Here is a 15,669-nt window from a genome sequence, read left to right as displayed (position 1 = left end):
GGGCGGTGCCATGCCCCTCACCCGACATCCGCGCTACGCGCGCATGTCGACCTCTCCCCGCGCAGAGCGGGGAGAGGTAAGCACGGCGCCACCTTCCTTAACCTCGCCCCGCTCTTTGCGGGGAGAGGTCGACTGGCGAAGCGCAGCGAAGCCGGTCGGGTGAGGGGCCTTGCAGTGAGCTAGCCGCAATCTCGCGACCAGCGGGTCGTTCCAGCGCAGAAGCCGCTTACGGCTTCGCCATATGCCACGCACCGTTCAAAAATCCGTCGCCATTGGTGTCGCCGGCGGCGGTGTCCTTCTTGAAGGTGTAGAGCGGCTTGCCTTTATAGGCCCACATCTTCTTGCCGTCGTCGCGCACGACGATGGTCATGTCGGCGCTCGGCTTGGCATCGTCTACCGCGAACAGCGGTGGCCAGTTTTCGGCGCAGGGACCGTTGCACATCGATTTGCCACCGGCGTCCTTGTCGAAAGTGTAGAGCGTCATGCCCTTGGCATCGACGAAGGTCTTTCCCTTGGCGGTGTCGGCGGTCTTCAGCATCTGCGCCGAGGCGGCGTTTGAGGCGAGCATGAGAGTCAGAGCCGCGAGGGCGGCGAATGATTTGGTCATTGCAGCGTTACTCCTGATGAATTGCGACGCAGTCGCGTCAGGAGAACAAACGCCCGCCGTAGAGAATTATTCCGCGGATGATGTCGGTGAATCGAAAACCGCATCGCCCCAGTCGAGCTTGCGGAACTTTGCATACTTCGCCTTGTCGCGGCGTGGTGCGTTTGCGGCGATGACGCCTGCATTTGTGCAGAGTTTTGCCGTGATTTCGATCTTTGTTGTTACCGGTTGCGCAAGCACGCGCGAAGGCCGCTGCGCGACAGGCGCACGCGACAGCGCGACGTAAATAAATTTCTCGTCCTCATAGGGAAGTTCTGCAGATTTGAGTTGTTTATGCACACGGGAGCGCTGCAGCCGCTGGCTGAAGTGGCACCAGTCCGGTTTCACCAGCGGACATGCATCGTCATGAGGGCAGGGCGCGATCACATGCGCGCCGTTCTTGATGAGCTGTGCACGCGCATCGAGAATGCGTTGAGTGCCCGACGGTGTGCCCGGCTCGACGATAACAAGCGTATCACTGGTCTTCGTCCACATCGCCGCGACGAGTTTTGTCCGTGCGGCATCGTTGAGCTCATTGATGACATAGCTCGCGATGACGAGATCGGCGGATGGGGCATTGGCGATTGTCGCGGCAGCGTCGCCGAGCGTGTAGTTCATCGCGGGGATGCGGTGGCTGTCCTGCGCCAAACCGAGCGCAAGCGTGCGCAGAGCGGGATTGGCATCGAGCAGCGTGAACGCATTGAGCGACGCGAAGGCTTCGGCGCAGGCCCATGTCGCCGTTCCCGGTCCGGCGCCGCAATCGAGCAGCGTGATCGGTGCGAAGTCCGGTCGTGTCTCCTGCAGCGCATTGAGGCTGGCGACGACCGCCGCATAGGTCGCGGGCATGCGGGCGAGCGCATAGGCCAGCGCGTCGGTCTCGCTACGGATGGTCGTCGAGCCGCCGCCAGAGCGATAGGTCTGCGAGATTGCATCGGAGCGCGCAGCCGCGTCGTTGCGCGAGAAGCCGTGCAGGCGGGCGTTGAGGGCCGCGGTGAGTTCGGCGGGGAGATCGGGTGCGGTCATAACTTAAGCGCGCCCTTTCTTATCCCTCCCCCTTGCGGGGAGGGTGGCCGCGCGTAGCGCGGTCGGGTGGGGGTGCCACATACTCAGCGGCGCGTGGGGCACCCCCACCCCGGCCTCCACTTCGTTCGGCCGACCCTCCCCGCCTAGCGAAGCTTCGCTTCGCACGGGGGGAGGGATTACGCGGCCGTCAGCGTTTTAAAAACGAAGAAGCTTACGCCACTTCCTGATCGAGGATCTTCACTGCGTTTTCGAGATCCACCGAGACCAGCTGCGACACACCGCGCTCAGCCATCGTCACGCCGTACAGGCGGTGCATGCGCGCCATGGTGATCGGGTTATGCGTGATGGTGATGAAGCGCGTTTCGGTCGAGGCGCACATTTCATGCAGCAGGCTGCAGAAGCGCTCCACGTTGTGGTCGTCGAGCGGCGCGTCGACTTCGTCCAGCACGCAGATCGGCGACGGGTTGGTCAGGAACACCGCGAAGATCAGCGCCAGCGCGGTCAGGGCCTGCTCACCACCTGACAGCAGCGACAGGGTCTGCGGCTTCTTGCCGGGCGGCTTGGCGACGATTTCGAGACCGGCTTCCAAGGGATCGTCGCTCTCGATCAGCTTCAGCTCGGCTTCGCCGCCGCCGAACAGTTCGACAAACATGCGCTTGAAGTGGCCGTTGACGATGTCGAACGAGGTCATCAGCCGTTCGCGGGCTTCCTTGTTGAGGCTCTGGATGCCGGTGCGCAGCTTCTTGATGGCTTCGACGAGGTCGTCGCGCTCGGTGGCGAGGCTGTTATGCGTGCCTTCGACTTCGTTGAGCTCTTCTTCGGCGCGCAGGTTGACGGCGCCGAGACGCTCGCGATCGCGACGCAGCTTTTCCAGATCGGCTTCGATATCGGCCAGCGGCGGCAGCGTGTCGTCCTGACGGACTTCGGCGAGGGCCGCGACGCCTTCCGGCTCGACTTCCAGCATGTCGCGGATTTCGCGCTCGATGTCCTCCAGGCGGCGCTTGCCGCTTTCCATCCGCTCCTCGGTGCGGGCGCAGGCTTCGCGCGCGGCCGACAGAGCCTCCAGCGAGCCGCGGGCATCGCGGTCGGTCTCGCGCATGGCGTTTTCGGCCGAGGCGAGGGCATTGGCGGCGAGCTGACGGGCCTGTTCGGCGCTCTCGACTTCCGAGATCAGCGCGCGGCGCTTCTGCAGATAGAGCGCCGGGGCGTCTTCGAGTTCGGCGCGTTCGCGAGTCACTTCGGCGACGCGCGCAGCAACCGTTTCGATCTGCGACGCGGCGGAGGTCTTGCGGTTCGCCCAGTCGGTGCGCTCGGCGATGATCGCCTGCAGGCGGCGGTCGGCCAGTTCAGCTTCGCGGGCCAAAGCCTGCGATTCTGCGCGCACCTGCGCTGCGCCGCGGCGATGGCCTTCGATCTCGCCGCGCACGCTGGCGAGCTGCGCCTCGGCGTCGGAGCTTTCCGGCAGATATTCCAGCGCGGCATGCGCGCTCTCATGCGCCGCTTCCGCTTCCATGCGATCGTTGGAGAGTCGCGACTGCGCTTCGGTCAGCGTCGCGCGGCGGGCCGCATGGCGGTTGATCTCGCGCTCGGCATTGGCATGGCGCTCGCGGGCCTGGTCGACGTCGCGGCGGGCATTGCGCAGCGCGTCGCGCGATGCGCCTTCGGCCGAAGCCGCAGCCTTCAGCGCCTGTTCGGCGCTTTCCAGCGCTTCACGCTTGGCAATGGCGTCGATCTTGGCGTTTTCCAGATCGGCTTCGATATCGGTCAGGCGTGCACGTTCGGCGAGACGACGGGCGGCGCCGGTCGGTGCATGCGCGCCGGCGACGAAACCGTCCCAGCGCCAGACGTCGCCTTCCAGCGACACCAGCCGCTGGCCGGTCTGCAACTGCGACACCAGGGCCGCGCCCTGATCCTTGGAGACGACGCCGATCTGCTTGAGGCGACGCGCGAGTTCGGCCGGCGCATTCACATGCGAGGCGAGCGATTCCACGCCCGCAGGCAGCGCCGGATCGTTGGCGTGATCGCCGGCATTGGTCCAGCGCATCGGCGCCGAGGGATCGACCGGCGCGTCGAGATCGTCGCCGAGCACGGCGCCGAGCGCCTTTTCATAGCCCTTGGTGACGCTGACGCCGTCGATGATCGGCGGCCACAGGTTCTTGGTCTCGCCGTTGAGGATCTTCGAAATCGTGCGGGCTTCGGTCTCGAGCCGCTGCACCTTGCGGTCGGCGTCGTTCAGCGGCGCGCGCGAGGCTTCCAGCGTCTGCCGGGCCGCGATATGCGCGGCCTCGTTGTCGGCCACGCTGCCTTCGGCCTGCAGCAGGATTTCCTGCGAGGTTTCCATTAGGGCTGCAAGCTCATCGAGATCGCCGAAGCCCGAGGTCTGCGCCGTCAACGCCTCGATCTCGGCCTCGACGCTGGCGATTTCCTGGCCCAGACGCGCAAGCCGATCGGCCTGGCTGCGCACGTTGGACTGCAGCTGGTTGCGCTTGGCGGTCATGTCCGCATGCGCGGTGGTGAGTTCGGTGAAGGTGCGCTCGGCGGCGGCCAGCACAGCCTCGGCCTCGGAGACTCGGTCATCGACGCCGCCACGCAGCTCGACGCGCTGCATGATCTCTTCCTTGAGCATCGCGTCTTCTTCGTCGAGACGGAGCAGCGCAAACTCAGCGTCTTCCGACTGCTTCATCTCGCGCGCGACGTCGCTCTCGAACTGCGTCAGGCGACGGTCGAGCTCGGCGGCGCGCTCCTTGGCGCGCTCTTCCTCGCGGTCGAGCATGTCGCGGGCATTGGTCAGGCGCTGCAGGCCGGCGGCAGCGGCGGCTTCGGCCTCGCGCAGCGCAGGGAGTTCAGATGCGCGGATCGCCTGGATACGCGCGGCTTCGCCCTGCTCACGCGTACGTTCAGCGAGATCGCGGACATACTGGTCGTGCAGGGTTGCGGCTTCGGCATTGTCCTGATGCGCCTGCAGCCAGCGCAGGTGGAACAGCATGGCCTCGGCCTTGCGCACCTTGCCGGCGACTTCGCGGTAGCGGATCGCCTGGCGGGCCTGCTTCTTCAGGCCTTCCATCTGGCCGGAGAGCTGGCCGATCACGTCCTCGACGCGGGTCAGGTTGGTTTCGGCGGCCTTCAGGCGCAGCTCGGCCTCGTGGCGGCGCGCATGCAGGCCGGCGACGCCGGCGGCGTCTTCCAGCACGCGGCGGCGCTGCTCGGGCTTCGCCTGAATGATTTCGCCGATCTTGCCCTGGTGGACGAGGGCGGGCGAACGCGCACCGGTGGCAGCGTCGGCAAACAGGATCTGCACGTCGCGGGCGCGCACGTCGCGGCCGTTGATGCGGTATTGTGACCCGGCTTCGCGCTCGATGCGGCGGGAGATTTCGAGAATTTCGGCGTCATTGACCATGGCCGGCGCCGTGCGATCGGTATTGTCGATCGTCATCACCACTTCGGCGTGGTTGCGCGAGGCGCGGTTGCCGGAGCCGGCGAAGATCACCGCGTCCATATCGGCGGCGCGCAGCGACTTGTGCGAGGTTTCGCCCATCGCCCAGCGCAGCGCTTCCACCAGATTGGACTTGCCGCAGCCATTAGGGCCGACGACGCCGGTCAGACCGGGCTCGATCATGAAGTCGGTCGGTTCGACGAACGACTTGAATCCGTGCAGGCGCAGGCGCGTGAGTTTCATGGATACGGTACTCTAGGTTAGCCGAACAGCCCCGAGAATTGCGAATCCCCCAGCACGAACAATAGCATAAATGCAGCTGCCGCGCGGACGGAGACTCGCTGGTCGCGGCTCTCATTGGCCCGGACAATGGCGAGACGAGGGCAGCGGCGCAACCGCGGAACCCCGCTTTTCCCAAGGGTTTTGCGGGGGATAGGTGGGGGAGGGCGTGAAAAAGGGCTTGTTTTAAGGGGGATGCGGGAGGAAAGCGCGCGATTTCTACGGAGCGTTAGCGTGTTCCGCACTTAGTAGCCTCAGACTTCGCTTTAGCTTCTCGGCATGGCTCCAAACAATCCAAGCAAATGGTACTGGCGCTTGAGTGATTATTTATAGTTGTTAACAATCGATCTCGGTTGTGAGAAAAATATCCCCTTGACGGATTCGTGCCCATGAATCATATGTCTCTTCAACATGGCCGGCCCCTCTGCGCGAAAGCGTACGGGTCGGTCTTCTTTTTTGTAGGTCCGCTTGATGGCCTACAGTAAGCCCTACCTCACCGTAAAAGATCAGCTCGCCCTTATTAAATCGCGAGGGATGATCATTTCGGATGAGGCGCTTGCCGAGTCCTACCTCAACAAAATCGGATACTATCGTCTCAGCGGATACTGGTATCCGTATCGCGAAGCCAAGCAGGTTGCCGGGATTACGAAAGTCCTCGACGACTTCAAAAGTGGTACCAAATTCTCCGAAATCGTAGACCTGTACGTCTTCGACAAAAAGCTTCGCCTGGTTTTCCTGGACGTCATTGAGCGTATCGAAATAGCGCTACGTGTTCAGATAACTCTCCAACTCGGCAAGCAAGGGGCGGATGCGCATAGAAATCCGAAGGCTCTTCACCCCAATTTTCTGCGACAGATAAATCAGAAAACCGGCAAGTCACAACACGCCGAGTGGTTAGCTCGCAACGACGATGCGTTTGACAGGTCAAAAGAGGAATTTGCGAAGCATTTTAGAACAAAATACTTTGGTGAAATCCCTCCCATTTGGATAGCCGCAGAATTGTGGGACTTCGGTACGATGTCATTTCTGTATGCGGGAATGCGTAAGTCCGATCAGATTGCCGTAGCTAAGACTTTTAACGTGCCATCTTTCGACGTCATGGAGACGTGGCTTCGTTCAATCAATGTCGCTCGCAATATCTGCGCTCATCATAGTCGATTTTGGAACAAGCCCAGCGTCGTGCAGCCGAAATGGCCTTCTGCTGTTGATGTCCCTGATCTCGGGCATATTGTCGGTGATACAAATGCTCAAACACGCATCTATGGATTGGCGTGTCTGTGCGCGCATCTGCTGAAGTCGATAAATCCGAATTCGACGTGGTTGCCGCGGTTCAAGTCGACCGTGTCTGACTTCCCCAGTTCTACGGTCGTTAACCTGAAATCGGCAGGCTTTCCGGCAGATTGGGATAAGACAAATTTGTGGTCGTGAATGATGATCGGTACGCGTGCCTCACACGTCCCGCGCATATCCATTCGGACGACGCTGCTGCGGTGCGCCGAGCACGGCGATGCAGAGGCCGAGAAATGCCAGGCCGATGATCTCGCAGATGAAATTTTCAAACATGATACGCCCCTCACGCTAATGGGACGAGAATGCGGAGATGGCGCTTAAGCGTTCCTTAACGCGCGTTTACACCTGGAATCAGGGTTAATCCGCAGGCGCGTCATCCGTTAAGATAGGCTGACGCGGCGGCGCGCGGCTATCGACTGGCGGCTGTCGCCGGTCTGCTATCGCAGGGTGTCAGCGGGCGGAGTCTGTGCGTTGCGCGGCATCGGGATTTTGGCCTTCAGCGCGGCTTCGCCTTCGGGCGTGATGCAATAACGCACCAGCGAGCCGGCCTGGAGCGCGATCCAGGTCTTTTCGACCATCTTGGACAGGGTCTTCGGCCCGGCAGGCATCAAATGCAGCGCGAGCAGGCCCGGCGTGTCGCGGAGTTTCTGAAGCGCGGTGCGCTCGACATAATGCGGCAGGTGGCTGGCGCGTGTCGGCATGGGGCAAGTCTCATCGGGTTGGACGAGGGGAACTGAACTATTCTTTTGGGTGAACTACATGAACGCATGAGCGCGGCTTCAGTTGCATCCGGCATCAAAAAGATGCGCGGCGGGCACTTGACAGTTTTCCTATGAGATTATAATCAAATCTTATCCGGTTCGCGAGGGGCGCTTCATGAGGCGTCTTGAGGTGGGACAGGATGCGGCGCCTGCGGGTGTGGGATGACGTACCCCGCACACTCGGGAGGCTTGGGGTCACCGTCCGGGCCCACTACGGGGCTCTGCCACTCATGCTGGCTGGACGTGGTATTGGTGAACGGCGCGAAATCGTCGGGATAAGCGGAGTGCGGAGCTCTGCCCTTTACCCGGAAGAACGGTCCCTCAGCTAAAAAGACGTCGCGGTGGCGCGCCCTCAAGGCGTTGCGCGGTTGCAGCTTGCCGGCGTTCCGGTGGAGCGGATCGCGACAGACACCACCCTTTGCGCCTGATGGCGCGCCGCCGCCCCTCATGTTTCAGGAGGGGGACTGCTCACACCTCGGACGCGCAAGCGCCGCGAGACTGCGAGAGCTTGGCTGTTTGAAGCGAAGAATCAGAGAACACGATGGCGCGGCAGCGCGCTAATGCGACGCGCTGGCCGAGAACGCGTTGACGATGACAACGCCGGTCAGGATGAAGCCGATGCCGATAATGGCGGCGAGATCGAGCGCCTGCCGGAACGCGAAATAGCTCACCGCCGAAATCAGCACGATGCCGAGCCCGCTCCAGATCGCATAGGCGATGCCGACCGGCATCACTTTCAGCGCGTGCGACAGGAAATAGAGCGACAGGATGTAGCAGACGGCCATGCCGAACGTCGGCCAGAGCTTCGTGAACTGCTGCGACTGCGCCAGCAGCGCCGTGCCGATGGTCTCCAGCACGATGGCGCAGCCGAGGGCGGCGTAGTTGAAGAAGGTCGGGGTCATGAAAGGGCTCGGGCGTTCAGGAATCCCTCCCCGCGCAAAAACGAGGGAGGGACAAGAAGACCTCAGCTCTTCAGCAGCGGGGTGATCTTCTTGGAGAATTCCTCGAACGACTGCTCGCCCTTCAGCATTTCGCCATTGATGAAGAAGGTCGGTGTCGAGTTCACCTTCAGCACTTCATTGGCGTATTTCTGGTCAGCGGCGATCTTGTCGAGCAGCGCCTGGTCCTTCAGGCATTCTTCCACGGCCTGCTGGCTGAGGCCGGCCTGCTTGCCGATGCGGGTCAGAGTCGCGGCAGTGTCCTTCATCACCCAATCGTTCTGCTGCTTGAACAGCATGTCGATGACGGCGAAATACTTGCCCGAATCTTCCTTGGCGATGCAGCGCGCCAGCATCGAGCCGGCGGCGGCCTTGATGTCGAGCGGGAATTCGCGGAACACGAAGCGGATCTTGTTGGTGTCGATGAAGGCTTCCTTGATCTTCGGAAACACCTGCTCGGTGAAGGCCGCGCAATGCGGGCAGGTCATCGAGGCATATTCGGTGACGGTGACGGCGGCATCCTTCGGGCCGAGCGCCATGTCGGGCAGCGACACCGGCTTGGCGACGTCGACGGCGTTCTGCGCGAATGCCTCGGAGATCAGCTGCAGCGGCGACAGGCCGATGGCTGCTGCGGCGCCGGTCAGGGCAAGGGCGGCGGTGAAGTCACGGCGCGTGATGATCAAAGGAATGCTCCAAAGCGGCGGCGGACGCCGGGAAAAGGTTCGCTTCGCTAACTTGAAACCACAAATGTGGCAAGCACGCGCCGGTTCCGGGCGAGCTGGAAAGCCTCAACTTCGCTTGATCGAGGCGCCGAGCCGCGCCAGTGCCTCGCGCAAGGCGTCGTCCTCGACCTCGGGCAGCGTTTCCGCCACCTGGGCGATGGCCTTTGCATCCGGCGGCTTCACGGTGCGGCGAGGCTGCGGCCGTGACAGCGGCGCCTGGCGCAGCGCGATCTTGCCGACCGCGTTCCAGCCGAAAAAGCGATTCACCCGCTGCAGGATCGCATCCGACGAATGCTGGATCTCCAGCGCCATCGGCCCCTCGACGCGCAGGATGAGCGTCGCCGGCTCCTGCGGCTGGCCTTCGACGGGGCGCGGCCACTGGATCTTCAACGGCTCCGAAAAATTCGCCACCTGCTGGCCGGCGATTTCCGCCCAGCGTGTCACCAGCTCGCGCGAAGCAAAGCCCTGTTTGGCATAGGCATCGGCAAACACCCCGCCGAGCAGGACGGAGAGCGGTTTCGCCGAGATATAGCCGGGCTTGTTCATGGTCGGGCGTTTTGGATACATGGTCGCCATGAGTCTATCAGCCGCCGCCACCCGACGAAAGAAACCTTCCGCACGGGATAGCGGGGAAAGCGCCGCCGCCAAGCGTCCGGCGCAACTGCTCGCCTGGTATGACAAGCATCGCCGCCGCTTGCCGTGGCGGCCATTGCCCGGCGAGGGCATCGATCCCTACCGGGTCTGGCTGTCGGAAATCATGCTGCAGCAGACCACCGTGCAGGCGGTCGGGCCGTATTTCGCCAAGTTCCTGGCGCGCTGGCCCACGGTGAGCGATCTCGGCAGCGCCTCGCAGGACGATGTGCTGCGGATGTGGGCCGGGCTTGGCTATTACTCCCGTGCGCGCAATCTCCACGCCTGCGCCGTCACCGTGCTGCGCGATCATGGCGGAGCCTTCCCGGATACCGAAGACGGCCTGCGCGCGTTGCCCGGCATCGGGCCCTATACGGCGTCAGCCATCGCCGCGATTGCCTTCGGCCGCCAATGCATGCCGGTAGATGGCAATATCGAGCGCGTGACGTCGCGGCTCTATGCGGTGGAAGAACCGCTGCCGAAATCCAAGCCCGTCATCGTGGGCCTGGCTGCGACGCTGCTTGGTCCCTCGCGGGCCGGCGACAGCGCCCAGGCGCTGATGGATCTCGGCTCCACCATCTGCACGCCCAAGAAACCTGCCTGCGCGCTGTGCCCGATCAATGACGATTGCGCCGCCAGAACGCGCGGCGATCAGGAGACGTTTCCGCGAAAGGCGCCGAAGAAGGCCGGCACACTGCGGCGTGGTGCGGCGTTCGTGGTGACGCGCGGCAACGAACTCTTGGTGCGCACCCGCCCGGAAAAGGGCCTGCTGGGAAACATGACCGAAGTGCCGTCATCGGAATGGCTCGCCGGTCACGACGACAAGGATGCCTTGACGCAGGCGCCCACTTTGAAAAATCTCACGGCGTGGCATCGCAAAGTCGGCGCGGTCACCCATATCTTCACTCACTTCCCGCTGGAGCTCACCGTCTATACGGCGCATGTGCCCCCCCGCACCCGCCCCCCGGAGGGGATGCGCTGGGTCCCGATCGCAACATTGGACGACGAAGCTCTGCCGAACGTCATGCGCAAGGTCATCGCGCATGGACTGGATTGAAGTTTGAATCCGGACGCTTGAATGCGCGCCAGCGCGCGAGCTGCATCAACTCGCGCTGGAAAGTTGTGACGATTGCGGCAGCGTCACGATCGGCGGCTTCGCGTTGAGCCCTTCAACCTGAAAACCGGCGACGCGCTTGTAGTTGGCGGCGATGTCTTCGAGTTCCTGCTGCGACAGCACGTCGGTGACGACGTTGAAGCCCTCAGGCGCGCGCTCCTCGACGATCTGCATGACCTGTTCCGGTCCGTTGCGGCGGTTCAGCATCACGAGGTCGGTGGTCGCGGGGCGTCGTTCGGCCTCATAGGCTTCGAGCGCGGCCGGCACTTCACCAAGCGCAAGAAGCTCCCGCGTCAGTACGCGCGCATCGAGGATGGCCTGCGACGCGCCGTTGGAGCCAATCGGATACATCGGATGCGCGGCGTCGCCCATCAGCGTCACGCGGCCGAAGGTCCAGCGATCGACCGGATCGCGATCGACCAGCGGATATTCATAGGCGTGCGGGCAGTTGCTGATCAGGCCGGGCACGTCGAGCCAGTCGAAGCGCCAGTCCTTGAACCAGGGCAGAAACTCGTCGAGCCGCGCCGCGCGGTTGTAATCCTCGCGGCGCCACTCATAAGTCGGCGGCATGTGCCGTTCGGCGACCCAGTTGATGTCATACTTTCCGTTGGCATCCGGCTCCTGCGAGATCGGGTAGCAGACGAATTTCAGGATCTCGTGGCCAGCCATGATCATGGTGCGGCCGGTCAGGAATGCATCGCTCTTGGTGATGCCGCGCCAGAGAATGCGGCCGTTCCACAGCGGCGCGCCTTCCTCCGGATAGAGCTTCTGGCGGATCGCCGAATGGATGCCATCGGCGGCGATCAACAGCGTGCCGTTATAGCTGCCAGCGGATTTGCCGGTGACCTTGTCGATGAAGTCGGCGCGGACGCCATCGGGCGTTTCCGTCCAGCCGGTCAAATGATGGCTGGTGAGGATGTTCTCGGCGCCGAGGCGTTCGATGGCGGTGTCGAGCAGGATCTGCTGCAGCCTGCCGCGGTGGATCGAGAACTGCGGCCATTTGTAGCCGGCCTCGATGCCGCGCGGTTCGCTCCAGATCGGCTTGCCGTGCTTGGAGAAGAAGGCGAGTTCGCGGGTGCGCACGCCGGACGCGTCGAGCTGGTCGTGCAGGCCGAGCTCGATCAGCTCGCGCACCGCATGCGGCAGCACATTGATGCCGACGCCGAGCGGCCTGAGTGCCGGCACGCTTTCAAACACGCGGCATGGCACGCCGATCTGATGCAGGCTGAGCGCGAGCGTCAGTCCGCCAATTCCGCCGCCTGCAATGAGAACGGTCATTTTGTTGCCTCCCCCTCGATTTGATCGAGGTCATGGCACGGGAGAGGCGATGGCGGCAACTGGGACGATCGCGACGGAAAAACGCGTCCGGATCGTCCGCCGGCAGCGAATTCATGGTGGACAGAACCTTAACGCAAAATTCAGCCGCGTTCCCTAATACCGGTAGCACTACTTTTGGGGTGAATCGGTCACCGACAGGTCAATGATGTCCAACCAGATTAAGCCGAGTGGCCGCGAGACTTTCTTTCCGGCGTCGGAGCTCATCGTATCCAAGACGGATCTCAAGGGGCGCATGACCTATGTGAACCGTCTGTTCTGCAAGATGGCCGGTTACGAAGAGGCCGACCTGCTCGGCCAGCCGCACAGCCTGATCCGTCATCCCGATATGCCGCGCAGCGTCTTCAAGCTGCTCTGGGACACGGTCGAGGAGCGCCGCGAGATTTTCGCCTTTGTGAAGAACATGGCGAGCAATGGCGATCACTACTGGGTCTTCGCCCATGTCACGCCGTCCTATGGTCTCGACGGCAAGATCGCTGGCTATCATTCCAATCGCCGTGTCCCGCCGCCGGATCTCATCAAGAAGACGATCGCGCCTGTATATGCCGACGTGCTGGCAATCGAGAAGCGGCACGTGAACGGCAAGGAATCCCTCGCCGCCGGCTACAAGGCCCTAACCGATTTCGTTGCATCCCAGAAAGTCAGCTATGACGAACTTATGTTTTCTCTCAAGAGCGCAGCTTAGCACGCTCGTCGTCATTGCCGGCTCTGCGCTTGCTCTGGTGCTTCAGTTCTTCGGTCTTCCGGTCGCAGCCATGGTCTGCCAGGCTGTTGCGATCGCGGCGGCAATTGTCGCGCTTGTTCTGATGGGCAAGACGGCGCGCCTGATCGAGAAGGCACGCGTCGCCTGCCAGCGCATCGCGCAGGGTGATTTCGAGGCCCGTATCCTTGGAATCCCGGTACGCGGCGTGACCGGCGAGTTGCTGCACAGCGTCAATGATATGATCGACGGCTGCGATGCTTTCGTGCGCGAATCCACCGCGGCGATGGCAGCGCTCAACGACAACAAATATTACCGGCGCATCCTGCCGGGCGGATTGCATGGCGGCCTGCTGCACGGTGCGAAAGCGATGAATGCGGCGACCGACAATATTGCCGACCGCATCAGGAATTTCGAGCGCCAGACCAGCCAGCTCGAATCTACAGTGGGTGGCATCGTATCCGCACTCGACAGCGGCGCGGTCGAGATGAGCAGCACCGCAGGCAATCTGCGGACCGGCGCATCCTCGACATTGACCCGCGTCACGTCGGTGGCGGCGGCATCCGAGCAGGCGTCCGCCAACATGCAATCGGTGGCTTCGGCCACAGCGCGGCTGTCGTCCAGCGCCAGCGAAGTCGGCGCCGACGTCAATCGCTCGGCCGCGATTGCCGGGCGCGCCGTCGAACGGGTCGCCGATGCTGCCAGCAATGTCGATGTGCTTCGCGCCGTTGCGGTGCGCATCAGTGAAGTCGTGACTTCGATCAATGTGATTGCCAGCCAGACCAATCTGCTGGCGCTGAACGCAACAATCGAGGCGGCCCGCGCAGGCGATGCCGGTCGTGGTTTCGCAGTGGTGGCGCATGAAGTGAAGGCACTGGCGACACAGACCGCCAACTTTACCGCCGAGATCGAGAAGGAAATCGGCCAGGTTCAGTCGGCGACCGACAAGGTCTCCTCGTCGATCACCGAGATCGGCACCGTGATCGCGGAAGTGAACGAGATCACCGGCAAGGTCGCGAGCGCCTCCGAAGCGCAGTCGGCGGCAACGGCCGATATCGCGCGCAACATCGACGAGGCCTTCGCTGTCGTGCGTGAGATCTCGACCAACATCCAGTCGCTGGCAACGACGGCCAAGGACACCGAACAACTCGCCACATCGACCATGGTGGCATCGGGCGATCTGTCGTCGCAGTCGGGATTGCTGACCAAGGAAATCCGCGGCTATCTCGGCGAGGCCCGGCAAAATCTGGTACGCCAGGCTGCCGCGCGCTGATCGCGTCCGCTCATTTCGAATGATCTGGGATTGGCGCCGTTGCGGCGCCAATTTCGTTTGTGGTGAAAGGCGCGCCTGTTAGGCGCTGATATCCGTGAAGAAGCCGCTGGCGCTGCCGCCATTCTCGGTCTTCTTGTTCACGGCTTCCTTGATCTTGTCGGCAATCTTCTGCTCGACCTCCCGGCGTTGCTCCGGCGACATGTTGTTCAATTCTTCTTCCGTTACGCCGATGCTCGACAGCAGCGCGTCGCGCATTTTTTCTGCTGGCGTCTTTTTCGCGTAGTCGAGGAATTTCTCTTCCGGCGATTTTGCTATCACTGTTGCATTGCCGAGGCCGCTCTCGGCCTTGTCGGATGGCTGCAGTCTGGTCGGAAGCTTGAAGGACTGCATGCTGGAGATAATGGAGTTCGACATCTGAATTTCTCTTGCTGTGAGATGTTTGCGACCCGCTACGCAAAAATCAGGCCATCAGAAATATTCAGAAATCATAAGCGGTTAGGTATTTGTAGTAGCTGTCAGGCGTTGCCTGCCGGCAAGCTTTGCCGGCAAAATTGACCGAGGCGCGCTGCGTCAGGCCGTGCGGCGCTTTGGCGGGTCGAGTTCGCGGCCGGTCTCCAGCATGATCTTGCGGAGCCAGATCGATCCGGAATCGAATTGCGCGCGTGTCGGCGTGAACATGAATTGTTCGTCGATGCCGGGATCGAGCGGTGGGGCAATGATTGTGAGCGATAGCGGCTGAGCCAATGCGGCGATCAGGCGTCGCGGCACAAAGGCCACGAGATCGGTGCGCGCCACAACGTGCAGCGCCTCGATATAGCTCGGCACGACGAGGGCGATCTGCCGCTCCAGTTTCTTGCTGCGCAGCCAGTCGTCGATCAGATCTTCGCTCTGGCCGCGGAGCACCACGGCGATATGACGGGCTTTGAGAAACCCCTCGGTCGTTTTCAGGCGCGATGCCGCCGGATGGCCCCTGCGGACGGCGAGGGCATCGGAATCGACATAGAGCAACTGACGATGGAAGCCGTTGAAGGCGTTGCCGATGCTGATCACCATGTCGAGGCTGCGGGCGAATTCCGCCGTCATGATCGCCGGGCCGCGCCATGGCACGACGTTGATCTGGACGCCCGGCGCGACGCTGTCGAGCTTCTTCATCAATGGCGGCATCAGCAGTTCGACGGCCAGATCCGGCATCATCAGCCGAAAGTGCCGGTCGCTTTGGCGGGCGTCGAAGACATCCGGGATGAACAGTCCGCGGACTTGCTCCAGTGTCTGGGCAAGTGGACCGCGCAGGGCCTGTGCGCGCGGCGTCAGCTCCATGCGGGCGCCGACGCGGACCAGCAGAGGATCGCCGAGAACGTCGCGCAGCCGGCGCAGCGCGTGGCTCGCCGCCGGTTGCGACAGGCCGATCCGCATCGCGGCTCGGCCGACATTGCCTTCCAGCAGCAATGCATCGAGCGCGACAAGCAGATTGAGATCGAGCGCGGCTAAATTCATGAGCCGAATATATATCATACAGACTATCGATTGG

14 protein-coding genes are annotated in these 15,669 nt (G+C 62.6%); 4 read left to right on the top strand and 10 right to left on the bottom strand.

All coding sequences use genetic code 11. The features are described from left to right. Nucleotides 1-226 precede the first annotated feature (226 nt). The 3 genes from AB7951_RS23705 to smc form a co-directional block, all read right to left on the bottom strand. Nucleotides 227-607, bottom strand: coding sequence for a COG4315 family predicted lipoprotein (locus tag AB7951_RS23705; RefSeq protein ID WP_439062157.1), 381 nt, complete (start codon nucleotides 605-607; stop codon nucleotides 227-229). Nucleotides 608-673: 66 nt separating this feature from the next. Then, complete coding sequence (locus tag AB7951_RS23700; RefSeq protein ID WP_439062158.1) at nucleotides 674-1,666, bottom strand: small ribosomal subunit Rsm22 family protein; 993 nt, start codon at nucleotides 1,664-1,666, stop codon at nucleotides 674-676. A gap of 211 nt (nucleotides 1,667-1,877) precedes the next feature. Then, nucleotides 1,878-5,342, bottom strand: coding sequence for a chromosome segregation protein SMC (smc, locus tag AB7951_RS23695; protein WP_439062159.1), 3,465 nt, complete (start codon nucleotides 5,340-5,342; stop codon nucleotides 1,878-1,880). Between the two features lie 507 nt (nucleotides 5,343-5,849). Here smc and AB7951_RS23690 point away from each other — a divergent pair. Beyond that, on the top strand, nucleotides 5,850-6,806 hold the full coding sequence (locus tag AB7951_RS23690; RefSeq protein WP_439068738.1) for an Abi family protein: 957 nt from the start codon (nucleotides 5,850-5,852) through the stop codon (nucleotides 6,804-6,806). 299 nt (nucleotides 6,807-7,105) lie between these two features. Here the strand turns inward: AB7951_RS23690 and AB7951_RS23685 are convergent, their stop codons facing one another. The 4 genes from AB7951_RS23685 to AB7951_RS23670 all read right to left on the bottom strand — a co-directional run bounded on the left by AB7951_RS23685 (nucleotide 7,106) and on the right by AB7951_RS23670 (nucleotide 9,635). Continuing rightward, on the bottom strand, nucleotides 7,106-7,369 hold the full coding sequence (locus AB7951_RS23685; RefSeq protein ID WP_439062161.1) for a hypothetical protein: 264 nt from the start codon (nucleotides 7,367-7,369) through the stop codon (nucleotides 7,106-7,108). 617 nt (nucleotides 7,370-7,986) lie between these two features. Further along, nucleotides 7,987-8,331: a DMT family transporter gene (locus AB7951_RS23680; protein WP_439062162.1), complete on the bottom strand. Its 345-nt coding sequence runs from the start codon at nucleotides 8,329-8,331 to the stop codon at nucleotides 7,987-7,989. Nucleotides 8,332-8,393: 62 nt separating this feature from the next. Continuing rightward, nucleotides 8,394-9,050, bottom strand: a complete 657-nt coding sequence (locus AB7951_RS23675) for a DsbA family protein (protein ID WP_089262423.1) — start codon at nucleotides 9,048-9,050, stop codon at nucleotides 8,394-8,396. Nucleotides 9,051-9,155: 105 nt separating this feature from the next. Then, a complete protein-coding gene (locus AB7951_RS23670; protein WP_068733742.1) occupies nucleotides 9,156-9,635 on the bottom strand; it encodes a DUF721 domain-containing protein in 480 nt (159 codons plus the stop codon). A gap of 28 nt (nucleotides 9,636-9,663) precedes the next feature. On the opposite strand from AB7951_RS23670, the gene mutY reads away from it, so the two are divergent. Further along, nucleotides 9,664-10,776, top strand: a complete 1,113-nt coding sequence (gene mutY, locus AB7951_RS23665) for an A/G-specific adenine glycosylase (protein ID WP_439062163.1) — start codon at nucleotides 9,664-9,666, stop codon at nucleotides 10,774-10,776. Nucleotides 10,777-10,821: 45 nt separating this feature from the next. On the opposite strand, the gene AB7951_RS23660 is transcribed toward mutY, so the two are convergent. Further along, on the bottom strand, nucleotides 10,822-12,111 hold the full coding sequence (locus tag AB7951_RS23660) for a flavin-dependent oxidoreductase (RefSeq protein ID WP_439062164.1): 1,290 nt from the start codon (nucleotides 12,109-12,111) through the stop codon (nucleotides 10,822-10,824). A 205-nt stretch (nucleotides 12,112-12,316) separates the two neighbouring features. On the opposite strand from AB7951_RS23660, the gene AB7951_RS23655 reads away from it, so the two are divergent. After that, nucleotides 12,317-12,853 carry a PAS domain-containing protein gene (locus AB7951_RS23655; protein ID WP_439062165.1) on the top strand — a complete coding sequence of 179 codons (537 nt, stop codon included), beginning with the start codon at nucleotides 12,317-12,319 and terminating at the stop codon, nucleotides 12,851-12,853. Then, nucleotides 12,816-14,141, top strand: a complete 1,326-nt coding sequence (locus AB7951_RS23650) for a methyl-accepting chemotaxis protein (RefSeq protein WP_439062166.1) — start codon at nucleotides 12,816-12,818, stop codon at nucleotides 14,139-14,141. The genes AB7951_RS23655 and AB7951_RS23650 overlap by 38 nt, the downstream gene beginning before the upstream one ends. A 78-nt stretch (nucleotides 14,142-14,219) precedes the next feature. On the opposite strand, the gene AB7951_RS23645 is transcribed toward AB7951_RS23650, so the two are convergent. After that, the gene (locus AB7951_RS23645) at nucleotides 14,220-14,555 is read right to left on the bottom strand and encodes a hypothetical protein (protein ID WP_439062167.1); all 336 of its coding nucleotides are present in this window, start codon (nucleotides 14,553-14,555) and stop codon (nucleotides 14,220-14,222) included. A gap of 156 nt (nucleotides 14,556-14,711) precedes the next feature. Then, on the bottom strand, nucleotides 14,712-15,635 hold the full coding sequence (locus AB7951_RS23640) for a LysR family transcriptional regulator (RefSeq protein WP_439062168.1): 924 nt from the start codon (nucleotides 15,633-15,635) through the stop codon (nucleotides 14,712-14,714). Between the last annotated feature and the right edge of the window lie 34 nt (nucleotides 15,636-15,669).

Origin of the sequence: Tardiphaga sp. 285_C5_N1_2 (genome assembly GCF_052076065.1) — a bacterium.
Taxonomy (GTDB): domain Bacteria; phylum Pseudomonadota; class Alphaproteobacteria; order Rhizobiales; family Xanthobacteraceae; genus Tardiphaga; species Tardiphaga robiniae.
This window is presented reverse-complemented; position numbering and strand designations above follow the sequence as displayed.